This is a genomic window from Streptomyces scabichelini (genome assembly GCF_011045015.1).
In the GTDB taxonomy this organism is placed as follows: domain Bacteria; phylum Actinomycetota; class Actinomycetes; order Streptomycetales; family Streptomycetaceae; genus Streptomyces; species Streptomyces scabichelini.
The window spans coordinates 36,059-49,417 of the sequence record NZ_JAAKZY010000006.1 but is presented as its reverse complement, the minus strand read 5'-3'; the positions used below and the strand labels follow the sequence as shown (position 1 = coordinate 49,417).

The following is a 13,359-nucleotide window of genomic DNA, read 5'->3' as shown; positions in this document are numbered from 1 at the left end:
GTGACGCGGGGCCGGTCGGTCCGCGTGACGGGCAGCTTCCGGAGCAGCTTTTACCACACACGGGTGTCGCGCCACGTCACCCGTCATTGGGCCGTTCGACGACTGATCGTCGGACGTGCATCTCCTTCGAGCCTGATACTGGCGCGGCTCTCACCCCCTGTGGAAGGGAACGTCAATGCTCTTACGGAGTTCTGCGCGTTCGTGGCGCCGAGTCGTGCTCCTGGTCTGTGCCCTGGCCGGCTTGCTGTCGACGACGCTCGTCTCCGCCCCGTCGTCCGCTGCCTCGGATCTCGGGCCCTTCGAGGCCGTCGACCAGTTCATCGGCACCGAGATGGACACGACGCAGAACAAGAGCAACGACGCGTACGGCAACACCTACCCGGGCGCGGCGGTGCCGTTCGGGATGGTGCAGTCGAGCCCGACCACGTACAAGCCGGGCAACCCGCTCGTCGGTGAGAAGGGCGGGTACGAGTACACGGCCGGCCTCATTCGCGGTTTCGGCATGACGCGGTACTCGGGTTCCGGCTGCACAGGGCGCTACGGCGGATACGAATTCCCGGTGATCCCCTACGCCGGGCAGCTCGACAACGGCGTACTGCCCAGCAACCCTTCGACGAACATCAAGGACTACTACCTCGGCTTCGACCACGCTAACGAGGTGGCCCAACCCGGCTACTACTCGGTCGACTTGGACAACGGAGTGACCGCCGAGCTCACCGCGACCAAGCGGACCGCCGTGAGTACTTTCGACTTCCCGAAGAGCGGGGATTCCACCTTGCTCCTGGACGTGTCGGGGCCGAACAACCGCACCTTCGGCAGCGAGGTGACGATCGACCCCGAGACCCGCACCGTGAGCGGATGGATGTACGGGGCCGACGTGTGCGACAACGGCAACTACTACCGGGCGTACTTCTCGACCACCTACGACAAGGACTTCAAGTCGTACGGCGTCTGGAAGGACGGCGCGATGACCGCCGGCGCGAGGCACGCCGTCAAGAGCACGGACGACGTGAGTGCCGACTACCGGCACGACACCGGCGCCTGGATCACCTTCGCCGACGGCGCAAAGGTGACGTCCAAGACCGGTCTCAGCTATGTCGACGTCGAGAACGCCGCGGAGAACCGGGACACCGAAACCGGCAAGGCCAGCTTCGGCAAGGTGCGCACGCAGGCGAAGAACCTCTGGAAAGAGGCCCTCGGCACGATCGACGTCGACGGCGGCACCGATGAGGAGCGTACGAAGTTCTACACGGCCCTCTACCACTCGTTCCTGCACCCGAACATCCGGGACGACGTGGGCGGCGAATACCTCGGCTACGACGGCAAGGTACACACCGTCGAGAAGGGCCGGCACTTCTACAAGAACTTCGCCGGCTCCGGATGGGACATGTACCGCAGCCAAGCCCAACTCATCGCGCTCACGTTTCCGGAGGTCGCGAACGACATCAACGAGTCGATCGTGCTCCTCACCGAGCAGACGGGGTCCTGGGCACCGGGGGCGGCGCGGATGCAGGGCGACAACCTGCAGGTGATCGTGTCGACCCTCGACGACATGGGGGCCACGGACTACGACCGCGAGGCGGCGCTCGAGTCGATGGTCTCCACGCAGGTACTTCCGGCGACGAAGACGACGCGGACGGACGGCTACCAGTACTTCGCCACGGGGCTGATCGAGAACCGCAAGGGTGACTTCGCGACCTCGCGGGTCCTGGAGTACTCCATCGACGACTTCGCGATCGCTCAGCTGGCTCAGCGACTTGGCGACGAGAAGTCGTACGACTTCTTCATGGGGCGCGCGCAGAGCTGGATGAACGTCTTCGACCCGGAGACCCGGCACATCCGGCCCAGGGAGCGCACCGGCTTCGACCGGGGCTTCGACCTCCGGGTGCGCGAAGACAGCGCGGGACGCGGGCAGTTCAACCAGTCGACCGGGTACCAGTACGGCTGGCTCGTTCCGCACAATCTCGCGACGCTCATCGAGAAACGGGGTGGCATCGAGGCGTCGATGACCGCGCTCGACATCCTCATGAAGGACCTCGACGCGGGCGCGTACACCCAGACGGGCAACTACCTCTCGAACCAGGCGGCCTTCGGCACGCCTTGGGTCTACAACTGGCTGCGGGCCCCCGAGAAGACAACTGACGTGCTGTACCGCGCGGTTGAGGAGATGTACGACACCTCCCCGTCAGGACTGCCGGGCAACGACGACCAGGGTGCGCTGAGCGCGTGGTACGTGTTCGCCAACCTCGGTGTGTTCCCGACGATCTACGGCACCGGTGACCTCGTGGTCAGCGCGCCCATGTTCGGGAAGATCGTCATCGATCCCGTCGGCGGCGACCGGGACATCAGGATCAAGGCCGAGGGTGTCGAGGACGGGAAGCGGTACACCGCTGGTCTGCGCGTCGACCGTGCCCCTCAGAGCTCGTCCTGGATCGACGCCGAGTTCGTACGCTCCGGCGGCACCCTCGACTTCGCGATGTCGGCCACCCCGAAGGGCTGGGGCACCGGGGCCGACGATGTGCCGCCTTCGTACGCCGACGGTTCCGACGCGCGCAACAACGTCGGCACCACCCCCGACGGCCGGGGAAACCTGGGCTCGATGGACTTCAGCGACTGGTCCCTCTCCCGCGAGAGCCTCGCGAAGGCCGGAGCGAAGCCGGGGGCCGAGATCCCGCTCGACGGTACGGGGATCACGTTCACCTGGCCCGACACCGCGCCTGGCAAACCGGACAACTGGCTCCCGCACGGGCAGCGCGTCGACCTGGCGAACGCGCCGGCCGACAGCATCTCCTTCCTCGGTCTGGCGACGAACGGGCCCGCGGCGGGGACGGCGACGGTGGAGTACACGGACGGGTCGACCCAGCAGGTCGCCCTCGGGTTCACCGACTGGGCGGCGCCGGCGTCAGCCTCGGCCTCGACCTCGACCTCGGCAGGAAACATCGAACTGATCACCGTGACGGGTCGCAACAACGCGAACGGTTCGAGCGGTGACGGCACCTTCCGTGTGTTCGCGACGCGACCGGCGGCGCTCGATGCCGGCAAAGTCGTCGACGCGGTCGTTCTCCCGCAGGGCAGCGATCAGGGCGTGATGCATGTCTTCGACGTCGCGACGTCGAAGTAAGCAGCGGCCGACGGCTCGAACGCGCCGGACGGCGCCCAGGAGGGGGTGAGAGTGGCGCCGTCCTGCGCGCCCGTGGAACGGTGGCGCCATGACAACGAACGACTACGACCGCGTCCGCCTCGGCATTGAGGCCATGACCGCGTACACCTCCAGCAACGACCTGATGACGAAGTACATGGCGGAGCGCCGTAGGTCCGACGGAAATCTGGATCAGGTCGCCGATGGCGCCACAGCCCTTTGCGCTCTGCTGTTGCGGCAGATGTCTCGAATGACCGGCAAGTCCGAGCAGGAGATCCTCCAGGAGATCGCCCGCGGCCTCAATCGCACCGAGCAGCGGGACTAGTCGGCACTAGTCGGGACTACTGCTGTGTGAAGCCGCAGCACCGCACCTCGAAGCCCACCAGTCACACAGGTATCGGCCTCGGCGTTTCGGCCATTACCTGCTTCGGAGCGACCCGGACGGCACAAGGGTTCATGGCCTTTGCACGAGCCGTGCATCGCTCCGTCATGCGGATCGGCCCCCGTCTCAAACACGTGTGTTCGATATCGCGGCTCAGGTCGTTGATGTCGATGTCCACACGGCAGCGGCGAACGCCCTGAGACGAAGGAGCCCAGTGACCTCCGAGACGAAGGCTCAGATCACGGCCCATACGACGGTACCCGGCCGGCCGCCGCCTCCACCGCCCGCCGAGCTGCGCTACGAGGGCCGCCACGGCAAGAATCCGCTGGCGGAGGCCACGTTCGCGGCGATGTGCGGGCGGCTTCCGTCGGTGCTGGCGCAGACCGCCAGGATGGCGTGGGCCATCGACCGCCGGGCCGTGCTGCTGCTGGCGGGGTGCCAGCTGGCTGTCGGCGCGAGCGCCGCCGTCCTGCTCGCCTCCACCGCCCGCGCGATGCGTTCGGTCCTGGCCGCGGGACCGGTGGCCGACCGGCTGCACGAGGCGCTGCCAGCGCTGCTGGTCATCACGGCCGCGGCGGCGGCCGGGCGGGTCGCGACCGCGCTGGCCTCGTACGCGGACGGCCGGATCACTCCCCGGCTGACGACCGAAGCGGACAGCGCGCTGGTCGAAGCCGTCTGCAGGATGGAGGCCGCGGCCCGTGCGGAGGACGGCTGCGCGGACCGCCAGGAGGCCGCGGAGATGGGGGTGGTCCGCAGCCACTTGATGGTGCAGGACGCCACCCGGTTCACCGCCGCCGTCGTCCGTATGATCACTGCGAGCGGGGTGCTGTCCGTGCTGCATCCCTTGATGCTGCCGCTTCTGATGCTCGCCGTCGTCCCGGCCGCGGTGGGTGCCGTTCTGCATGCGAAGGTCACGTACGAGACCCACTACGCCAATGTGGGCGACCGCAACGTGCGGCACGGTATGCGTGGTTGGTCGACCACCCCGAAGTTCACGGACGAGATCCGCGCCAACGGCATGACGTCGTATCTGGTGTTCTGGTACCGGTCGATCTCCGAACGCATCGACGCGCGCACCCTCGCCGTGGCGCCCCGGATGCTGCGGATCACGCTCGCCGGTTCAGCGATCGGCGGCGTCTTCCTCGTCGGCACCTGGGCCGCGCTGGCCTGGCTGGCCGCCACCGGACGGATCGAGCCGGCGATCGCCGCCACCGCGGTCGTCGCCGTGCAGACGACGCTCGCCGCGCTCAGCCAGCTCGTCATCTATGGCGCGGCCATGTTCCACACCGCCCTCTACCTCGCCGACATGAGCAGCTTCCTCGACTTCGCCGCCGAACGGGCCCCAAAACGCGGCGAGTTGGCCCTGACCGGGCCGGTGGAGGAGATCCACCTCGACGAGGCCGTCTACCGCTACCCGGGCAAGGACACCCCGGCCGTGGCCGGGGTGTCGCTGACCCTGCGCCGCGGCGAGATCCTCGCCGTCGTCGGCGAGAACGGCTCCGGGAAGTCCACCCTCACCCGCCTGCTCGCCGGGATCTTCCTGGCCGACAAGGGCAGCATCACCTGGAACGGGCACGACGTCGCCGACCTCGACCCGGACAGCCTGTGGGAGATGTCCGGTCTCGTACCTCAGAACTTCGCACAATGGCCGCTCGCCGTCAGGGACAACACCACTCTCGGACAGCCCCGCGAGGTGGGGGACGAACGGGTGTGGCAGGTGCTGGAGGCGGTCGGCATGCGGGAGGTCGTCGAGGATCTTCCGCACGGTCTTGACACGCTACTGGCCAGGGAGCTGTGGGGCGGGACCGAGCTGTCCGGCGGGCAATGGCAGCGCCTGGCGTGCGCGCGGGCCTTGTACCGCAGGCCGGACCTGCTGATCCTGGACGAGCCGACCTCGCAGATGGACGCCCGCGGGGAGCACGCCATCCTCGAACAGATCAAGGCGATCGCCGCCGACCGCATCACGATCGTGGTGACCCACCAGCTGATCAACACCAAGATCGCCAACCGGATCGTCGTCATGGAACACGGCCGGATCTCCGAGCAGGGCACGTACGACGAACTCGCCCACGGCGGCGGCCTGTTCGCCGAACTGCTGGCCCTGTCCACCGACCGCTGAAGCCGACCGCCGACCGCTCACCGCTGGTGCCGTGCCCACGGCGGAGGCGGCACCCCGGTCCGTCCGCTCGACGGGCACGGGCGGCGGAGTGACCGCCGCGGTGGCCCGCTTCGTCTGCGGGGACACGGGCGTGGTCACGGTCGACACCGGCGGCCCTGCGTGGCCAGGCACGATGGGCAGGTGTACGCCGTCGGGACCCGCGTGAAAAGCTCACCGCACACAGGCGGCCGGACGACAGCCGGCATCGGTCGCCGCATGGGATCGGCACGAGAAGAGGCGGCGGTATGCGCATCGGACTGCTCGGTACAGGACCGTGGGCTGAGATGACCCACGCCCCCGCCTTGAGCGAGCATCGTGAACTGGACTTCGTGGGCGTGTGGGGCAGACGCACGGACGCGGCCAAGGCCCTGGCCGAACGGCACGGCACACGCGCGTACGAGGACGTCGACGCCCTGCTCGCCGAGGTGGACGCGGTTGCCATCGCCCTGCCTCCCGCCGTTCAGGCCCCACTGGCGGCGCGCGCGGCGCGGGCGCACTGCCATCTGCTTCTCGACAAGCCCCTCGCGGCGAGCGCCGAGGAGGGGCGGGCCGTGGTCGAGGCGGCCGGGCAGGCCGACGTCGCCTCGGTCGTCTTCTTCACTTCCCGTTTCCAGACGACGACCGAAGCCTGGATCGCCGAACAGGCCGCTACGGACGGCTGGTTCACCGCTCGCGCGGAGTGGCTCGGCTCGGTGTTCACCAGCGACAGCCCGTTCGCGGCCTCGCCATGGCGAGGGGAAAAGGGGGGTCTTTGGGACGTCGGCCCGCACGCCCTGTCCGTGCTGCTGCCGGTTCTCGGCGACGTCGAGCGGGTGGCGGCCGCCGCACGCGGCCCGAAGGACACCGTGCACCTGGTCCTTCAGCACATCAGCGGGGCCTCGAGCACCCTGACCCTCAGCCTCACCGCCCCGCCCGCAGCTGCCGGAGCCACCGTCGAACTGCGCGGCAAGGCGGGAACGGCCATCCTGCCCGCCTCCTCCGAAGGACCGGTCCACGCTCTCACCCGGGCCGCCGACGCTCTCCTCACCGCTGCCCGCACCGGCCGCCCGCACCCGTGCGACGCCGCTTTCGGCCTGCGGGTGACGGAGATACTCACAGCGGCCGAAGCGCAGTTGCCAGTGGCGTCCTGAAGCACGTTCGGACGCCGGCCTCCATGCCGTCGAGGCGCAACTCGGCTGCCGCAGGCGGAACTTCGCAACCATGGGGCTGGTATGGGGCTGGCCATGGGCAGCGAGGTGCCGGATCCTGTGGCCACACCGTTCACGCGCGACAGCGACGGAGGTCGGCTGGTGCTGCTCCTGGGGGATCCGGCGTGACGTACGACGGGAAGGACGGGGAGGACACCGCGCGGAAGATCGACAGGGGGCCTGATCGGCCAAGTTGTCCGGTCAGCCGCGCGGAGGACGGGACCTGGCAGGTCCACGGCTATGCAGCCGCGCGGTCGGTGCTGCGCAGCACCGGAACCGTACAGGCCGGTCTCGGCATCGAGACCGTGGAGAAGCTGCCGCAACGCATCCGCCGCCCCGTTCTGTACCGGGACGGCCCGGAGCACAGGGAACACCGTCGGCAGACCGCGCGCTTCTTCACTCCTCGCCGCGTGGACGAGCACTACCGCGATCTGATGGTGCGCATCGCGGAGGAGCAGCTCGCGGTGCTGCGTACGGCGGGTGAGGCTCAACTGGCCGAGCTCAGCTTCGGCGTGGCGATCGGAGTGGCGAGCGAGATCATCGGCCTGCGCTACAGCAGGCCCGGCATCCGCGGGAGACTGGAGCGGTTCTTCCCGGAGAAGTTCGGCGAACCGGGCCTGACCACTGCGCGCGGCGTCTACTGGTTCTTCCGGCAGAACACCAACTGGCTCCGCATCTATCTCGCCGACGTCCGCCCCGCCGTACGTGCGCATCGCAAGCGCGAGCATGACGACCTGATCTCCCATCTGATGGGCGAAGGCTGCTCGAACGCCGAGATTCTCGGCGAGTGCCTGACATTCGCCGCGGCCGGAATGGTCACCACTCGTGAGTTCATCTGTGTGGCCGCGTGGCACCTGTTCACCGATCCGGCGCTGCTCGATCACTACCGTACGGCGGACGAAGCCGGGCGCCTCGCCACGCTCCACGAGATCCTGCGGCTGGAACCCGTGGTCGCGCGTCTGCGCCGACGGACCACGGCTGAACTGCAACTTCCCACGCCCGACGGGCCGGTCTCGGTGCAACCGGGCGAGCTCCTCGACCTCTTCCTCGACGATGCCAACACCGATCCGCAGGCTGTGGGATGCCGGCCGTTGCTCGTACGCCCAGGCCGGGCGCTGGAGTCGGGTCCCGGCGCGGCCGGCCTGTCCTTCGGGGACGGTGCGCACCGGTGTCCAGGATCAGGCGTCGCGATTCTGGAGGCCGACGTCTTCCTCAGTCGTCTTTTCACTCTCGAGGGCATCCGGATGACCACGCGGCCACGTGTCTCCTTCAAGGACGACATCGGGGGCTATGAGATCCGGGACCTGACGGTGGCCATACCCAAGCCAGAGCCGGGCCATAAGACAGCCTTATGAGGTCATAGACCCAGCCCTCGTACCAAGTTAGGTTTGCCTTAGTTTAGGGTTGCCGACGAGTCGCCTGTCACCGCTCGAAGGGAACCTGATCATGCCCCGCCCCCTGCGGGTAGCCATTGTCGGAGCCGGCCCCGCCGGGATCTACGCCGCCGACGCGCTGCTGAAGTCCGAAGTGGCCGCCGAACCCGGCGTGTCCATCGACCTCTTTGAGCGGATGCCCGCCCCGTTCGGCCTGATCCGTTACGGCGTGGCCCCCGATCACCCACGAATCAAGGGCATCATCTCGGCCCTGCACCAGGTCCTCGACAAGCCGCAGATCCGTCTCTTCGGCAACGTCGACTACCCGACCGACATCAACCTGGACGACCTGCGCTCCTTCTACGACGCGGTGGTCTTCTCCACCGGGGCGACGGCCGACCGGGCACTCGACATACCCGGCATCCACCTCGACGGCTCCTACGGCGCTGCTGACTTCGTCTCCTGGTACGACGGCCACCCGGATGTCCCGCGGACCTGGCCGCTCGATGCGGAGAAGGTCGCCGTACTGGGCGTCGGCAACGTCGCGCTCGACGTGGCGCGCATCCTGGCCAAGACGGCGGAGGAACTGCTGCCGACCGAGATCCCGCCGAACGTCCATGACGGCCTCAAGGCCAACAAGGCCCGCGAGATCCATGTCTTCGGCCGCCGCGGACCGGCGCAGGCGAAGTTCAGCCCGATGGAGCTGCGGGAGCTGGACCACTCCCCCACCATCGAGGTCATCGTCGACCCCGAGGACATCGACTACGACGAGGGCTCGATCGAGACCCGGCGCGGCAACAAGCAGGCCGACATGGTCGCCAAGACGCTGGAGAACTGGGCGATCCGCGATGTCGGCAACCGACCGCACAAACTGTTCCTGCATTTCTTCGAGTCGCCGGCCGAAATCCTCGGCGAGGACGGCAGGGTCGTCGGCCTGCGCACCGAGCGCACCGCTCTCGACGGCACCGGAAACGTCAAGGGCACCGGCGAGTTCAAGGACTGGGACATCACCGCGGTCTACCGCGCCGTGGGTTACCTCTCCGACAAGCTGCCCAAGCTGCCCTGGGACGTCGAGTCGGGCACGGTGCCGGACAGCGGCGGCCGAGTGCTCGAGGACACCGGCGCGCATCTGCAGTCGACGTACGTCACGGGCTGGATCCGGCGCGGTCCGGTGGGCCTGATCGGCCACACCAAGGGCGACGCCAACGAGACGGTCGCCAACCTGCTGGACGACCACGCGAACGGCCGCCTGCACGCGCCGGCTTCGCCCGCCCCGGAAGCGGTGGACGCGTTCCTCGTCGAGCGGAACGTCCGCTTCACGACGTGGGAGGGCTGGTACCGACTGGACGCCGCGGAGAAGGCGCTGGGCGAGCCCGAGGGCCGGGAGCGCGTGAAGATCGTCGAACGTGAGGACATGCTCAGGGCGAGCGACGCGTAGCCCTCACACCTCGCGGCCGGGCTGTACCCCGTTTCTGGGGGTACGGCCCGGCCGCGCGGCGGTGTTGAGTGTTGGGTGCTCGGGGGGGGTGAGTGCGGGCATCTTCGAGTATCAGGTCGAAGCCGATCGGCTGACGACGTTGATGTTGAACGTGTGGGTTCCCAGGCCGTTGGCGATTCCCATGAACAGCAGGGCGAAGTGTTCCTGCCCACGTGCGGTGGTGATGCCGCCGATGTCCAGCTGGGATGCCGGGGGCCAGCCCAGGTCGCTGAGCAGTTGGGCGGTGGTCTGCTTGGCTTCGGCACTGTTGCCGGACAGGAAGACGGTACTCGGGCCCTCCAGGCCACCCGGGTGGATCATGGCGGAGGCGTCCATGGTGCACAGCGTCTTGACCACCAAGGTCTCGGGGAACGCCGCTTGGATCTGCTCGCTCAGACTGCTGTTGGGGTGGGAGAGCTCAGTGAAGTCGTCGGAGAGGCCGACGCCGATATCGACGAGTGTCTTCCCGGCCAGCGCCGGCGCTCCGATCGTGGCCAGTACGTCCAGTGATGCCGTCCCCGGCGTCGCGTTGACCACTACCTCCGTATGAGTGGCCGCCTCACCGAGACCGACGACGGTGAAACCCAGATCTGTGTGGTCCTTCGGCCCACGCGACCCCAGTAAGACATCGTGCCCCGCCGCAGACCAGCCCGCTGCCAGTGCCCGGCCTACATTGCCTGTGCCCAAGATTCCTATACGCATGGTGTGACGCTAACGACGCCCCTGGGCAAGCGGATCGGGCTGCGGGCCCAGACAGGACCGGTACGAAAGATGTAGGTCCGCAGCACCTGAGGTGCACTCGAGGGGAACAACCGGCTGCAACCATACGTACCATGCCTACGCCGGGGCACCCACGCAGTTACTCAGCCCCGATGCCTAGAACCGAGGAAGGTCAGCACCATGACGGAGAGCACGCCCACAACCACCGAACTGACTTCGCAGTACATGGCCCAGGTGGCCAGCGACCTCGAACGCAACTCCAAGGAGCAGGAACGCATCGGGGCGGAAATCGGCGCGCTGCAGGAGCAACTGCTCGCCCTGCAGCATGACCACACCGTGCTGGTGAACATGCAGCAGGCGCTCGGCGCGGGCGCACTCGTTCAGCCCGCTCCCGAAGACGCCACCGCACACCCCATTCCCCGGCAGAAGGCCACCACCGAGCCCGGCACCGGCAAGCAGTCCCGGGCGAAGAAGGCCACCACCGCACAGGGCGACAAGACGGCCAAGAAGTCAGCGCCCAAGAAGCCCGCGCCCACGAAGCCCGCGGCCAAGAAGCCCGCGGCGGACAAGGCCGAGGCCACAAAGGCGGCCCAGCCCACCCTCGTTGAGCTCATCCGCCGTCATCTCACCCAGCAGAGCGAACCGCGCTCCGCAGCGGAGATCGCCACGGCGCTGGACCAGGCCCACCCCGACCGCCGTATCAAGACCACCGTCGTACGCACCACGCTCGAAGGACTCGTGGCCAAGAGCCACGCCCACCGCACCAAGCAGGGCTCGTCCGTCTTCTACACCACGCCGGAGGCCAAGGAGACGACGGCACCGCCCCAGACCGAAACGCAGCCCGAACAAGCCGACCACTGACAACCCTGGGGTTCGCCCGACAACCCTGGGATCCGTTCGTCATGCGTTGGGGTCGAATGCGATGCCGGCCGGCTTGGCTGCTGCGAGGTGGGCGTTGAAGTTGCCGTCCTTGAGACCGAAGTTGGCGCTGCCGAAGTCGGCCTGGCTCAGCTTGTCGCGCAGCCCCGCCGGGTAGCCGTTCCAGCCGACCAGCGGGGGGAACTGCCAGGTGCCCTTGTGGTTCTCCGGCGGCTCGTCGTTGGACCCGGCTGGGCGGAAGGCGTGCGTGCTCGCGCCGTCCTTGTGGTACACGATCTTGGGGTGGTTGCCGTCCCAGCGGATCTGGTCGCGGCCGTAGACGCTGAAGCCTCCGTGGGCCGAAGTGGACACGTACTGGGCCTGGTTGTTCTGCACCCACAGCACGACGTGCTCCCAGTCGTGGCGGTGTCCGCCGAGACCGCTGCCTGCCACGGCCTGGTCCTTCTCGAAGTACAGGCCGTACATGATGGCGCACCAGCCGTTGTTGCACTTGTACCGGGAGTACCCGTTGGTGTTGTCGAGGTCCGAGGCGTCGCGGCACTGGCCGTTGAGGGCCCCGCTCGGGTTGAGGCCGCCGTTGACGGTCCCGTCGGGGCCGATGGCGGGCGTGGAGTAGCAGCCGTCGGTGTCGTAGTCGTACGACGGCTGGAACGTCTGCTCCAGTGCTTCCGCGTTGGCGGGCAAGAACTTGGGCGGGTCCGCGAGAGCAGTGCCCGGGAAGGCGACGACCAGCGCAACGGCGCTGCCGAGGATCAGAGTTGCTCTGCGGATCCGTGAACTCGTCTTCAACGCGTCCTCCTGATCGACCACGGTGTGGGGCACATGGCACGATTGACATGCCCAGATCAGGGTCCCCGAACCTCGTTGACGCGACGAGATCTGACAGGTGTTGAAACGATGAAGGGCCAACCAATACACGGGAGTTGGCGAAGTGCCTGGCCTGCCGGGACTCGGACCTGTCCATGGTCGAACCGGAAGCGTGCGAGTTCAACGGCCGTGAACGGGGCCGCCGTTCACCCCCTGGCGCGGGCGACGCTCAGACCGCCCTGTATCCCGCGCGTACGGCTCCGTGACGCCCCGGCCGAACGTATCGCCGCCCTTCTCCGCCCGGCGTTCAAGGCCCTGACAGAACCGCCGGAGTGACAACGGGCAGGTGGTGCGACCGTGCTGTGACCAGTTGTCATCGGGCTCAGACGGGGCGGATCAACTCCCAGGTGTCGACGGCGAAATCGAGGGGCGCAGGAGGTGGCTGCCGAGGCCGTGGCGTCGGGCCTGGTGCAGGACACCGACGTTGCTGATCCAGGCCATCGAGGGGCGGTCTTTGTGGGTGCGCAGCACCGCCGCGTCCCCCAGGCCGTCGACATGTGCGATCCATACCAGTGACCAGTCGGTGCGCTCGGCGTCAATGTCGTCCAGCCACTGTCCGTACGTACGCGGCTGGAAGTCGAAGTGGTCGGCGAAGGATTCCTGCAGCAGTGCGTGGGCGCGTCGGCGGTCCGGTTCGGTCAGGCAGGGTCGCAGGGTGACGCCGGGCCGTGGCGCCGGCAACGGGACGGTGGCGAGGGACAGGTGACGGGCCATCACGTTGTAGCGGCAGACCGGGCGCCAGCCTCGGCCGCGCAGCGCCCGCAGGTCCGTGGTGAGGGCGATGTTGAGGTGCAGGTGCACCACCGCTCGCGTCGCCCCGTTGGCGGCCGCTCGCTCCGCTGCACGGGCCTCCATCAGGTTGAACAGATGCAGGGCACCTTGCTGCCGGCCCGGCAGCGTGTAGTGGTCCATGTCGATCCGCTCGCCGCCGGACTCGTCCCACAGCAGTCCGTACCCGACCAGCCGGTCGCCGTCGAACAGCAGCCAGGAATCCCGCTCCAGGTCCGCCTCAGGGTGTTTCAAGTCGGCCTGGAGATCGGCCAGTTGGCGCGTCCTCGAGCGTCGCCGGACGCACGGTCAGGCCGGGCGGCAAGGTGCTGGACGGGCAGGATCATGGGCCCACTGTCCGGTGGTGAGGGCTCGCGCCGCAACAGACCTCGTCCCGCCGGGCGCGAGT

At 68.2% G+C, this 13,359-nt stretch carries 10 protein-coding genes and 1 pseudogene; 8 read left to right on the top strand and 3 right to left on the bottom strand.

Annotated features, from left to right (window positions below; all coding sequences use genetic code 11):
• The first annotated feature begins 175 nt into the window (after positions 1-175).
• From G5C60_RS03245 to G5C60_RS03220, 7 genes are all read left to right on the top strand, one after another.
• The gene (locus G5C60_RS03245; RefSeq protein ID WP_165254626.1) at positions 176-3,121 is read left to right on the top strand and encodes a GH92 family glycosyl hydrolase; all 2,946 of its coding nucleotides are present in this window, start codon (positions 176-178) and stop codon (positions 3,119-3,121) included.
• 88 nt (positions 3,122-3,209) lie between these two features.
• Positions 3,210-3,464, top strand: a complete 255-nt coding sequence (locus tag G5C60_RS03240) for a hypothetical protein (protein WP_165254625.1) — start codon at positions 3,210-3,212, stop codon at positions 3,462-3,464.
• Positions 3,465-3,735: 271 nt separating this feature from the next.
• Positions 3,736-5,640: an ATP-binding cassette domain-containing protein gene (locus tag G5C60_RS03235; RefSeq protein WP_338145671.1), complete on the top strand. Its 1,905-nt coding sequence runs from the start codon at positions 3,736-3,738 to the stop codon at positions 5,638-5,640.
• Positions 5,641-5,671: 31 nt separating this feature from the next.
• The gene (locus tag G5C60_RS50925; protein WP_206439047.1) at positions 5,672-5,845 is read left to right on the top strand and encodes a hypothetical protein; all 174 of its coding nucleotides are present in this window, start codon (positions 5,672-5,674) and stop codon (positions 5,843-5,845) included.
• Positions 5,846-5,924: 79 nt separating this feature from the next.
• On the top strand, positions 5,925-6,809 hold the full coding sequence (locus tag G5C60_RS03230; protein WP_165254624.1) for a Gfo/Idh/MocA family protein: 885 nt from the start codon (positions 5,925-5,927) through the stop codon (positions 6,807-6,809).
• A gap of 182 nt (positions 6,810-6,991) precedes the next feature.
• Complete coding sequence (locus G5C60_RS03225; RefSeq protein WP_338145670.1) at positions 6,992-8,221, top strand: cytochrome P450; 1,230 nt, start codon at positions 6,992-6,994, stop codon at positions 8,219-8,221.
• Positions 8,222-8,312: 91 nt separating this feature from the next.
• On the top strand, positions 8,313-9,677 hold the full coding sequence (locus G5C60_RS03220; RefSeq protein ID WP_165254622.1) for an FAD-dependent oxidoreductase: 1,365 nt from the start codon (positions 8,313-8,315) through the stop codon (positions 9,675-9,677).
• A 111-nt stretch (positions 9,678-9,788) separates the two neighbouring features.
• Here the strand turns inward: G5C60_RS03220 and G5C60_RS03215 are convergent, their stop codons facing one another.
• The gene (locus tag G5C60_RS03215; RefSeq protein ID WP_165254621.1) at positions 9,789-10,418 is read right to left on the bottom strand and encodes an NADPH-dependent F420 reductase; all 630 of its coding nucleotides are present in this window, start codon (positions 10,416-10,418) and stop codon (positions 9,789-9,791) included.
• Positions 10,419-10,616: 198 nt separating this feature from the next.
• On the opposite strand from G5C60_RS03215, the gene G5C60_RS03210 reads away from it, so the two are divergent.
• On the top strand, positions 10,617-11,297 hold the full coding sequence (locus G5C60_RS03210) for a hypothetical protein (protein ID WP_165254620.1): 681 nt from the start codon (positions 10,617-10,619) through the stop codon (positions 11,295-11,297).
• Between the two features lie 39 nt (positions 11,298-11,336).
• Here G5C60_RS03210 and G5C60_RS03205 read toward each other — a convergent pair whose 3' ends face one another.
• Positions 11,337-12,104 (bottom strand): NPP1 family protein, encoded by a 768-nt coding sequence (locus G5C60_RS03205; protein ID WP_165254619.1) that lies wholly within the window; start codon positions 12,102-12,104, stop codon positions 11,337-11,339.
• A 400-nt stretch (positions 12,105-12,504) separates the two neighbouring features.
• Positions 12,505-13,275 (bottom strand): annotated as a pseudogene (locus tag G5C60_RS03200) (GNAT family N-acetyltransferase).
• Positions 13,276-13,359 lie beyond the last annotated feature (84 nt).

Excerpts from the sequence above, each read along its gene's own strand:
- G5C60_RS03245 (WP_165254626.1), top strand. The coding sequence starts at position 176 with ATGCTCTTACGGAGTTCTGCGCGTTCGTGGCGCCGAGTCGTGCTCCTG.
- G5C60_RS03240 (WP_165254625.1), top strand. The coding sequence starts at position 3,210 with ATGACAACGAACGACTACGACCGCGTCCGCCTCGGCATTGAGGCCATG.
- G5C60_RS03230 (WP_165254624.1), top strand. The coding sequence starts at position 5,925 with ATGCGCATCGGACTGCTCGGTACAGGACCGTGGGCTGAGATGACCCAC.
- G5C60_RS03220 (WP_165254622.1), top strand. The coding sequence starts at position 8,313 with ATGCCCCGCCCCCTGCGGGTAGCCATTGTCGGAGCCGGCCCCGCCGGG.
- G5C60_RS03215 (WP_165254621.1), bottom strand. The coding sequence starts at position 10,418 with ATGCGTATAGGAATCTTGGGCACAGGCAATGTAGGCCGGGCACTGGCA.
- G5C60_RS03210 (WP_165254620.1), top strand. The coding sequence starts at position 10,617 with ATGACGGAGAGCACGCCCACAACCACCGAACTGACTTCGCAGTACATG.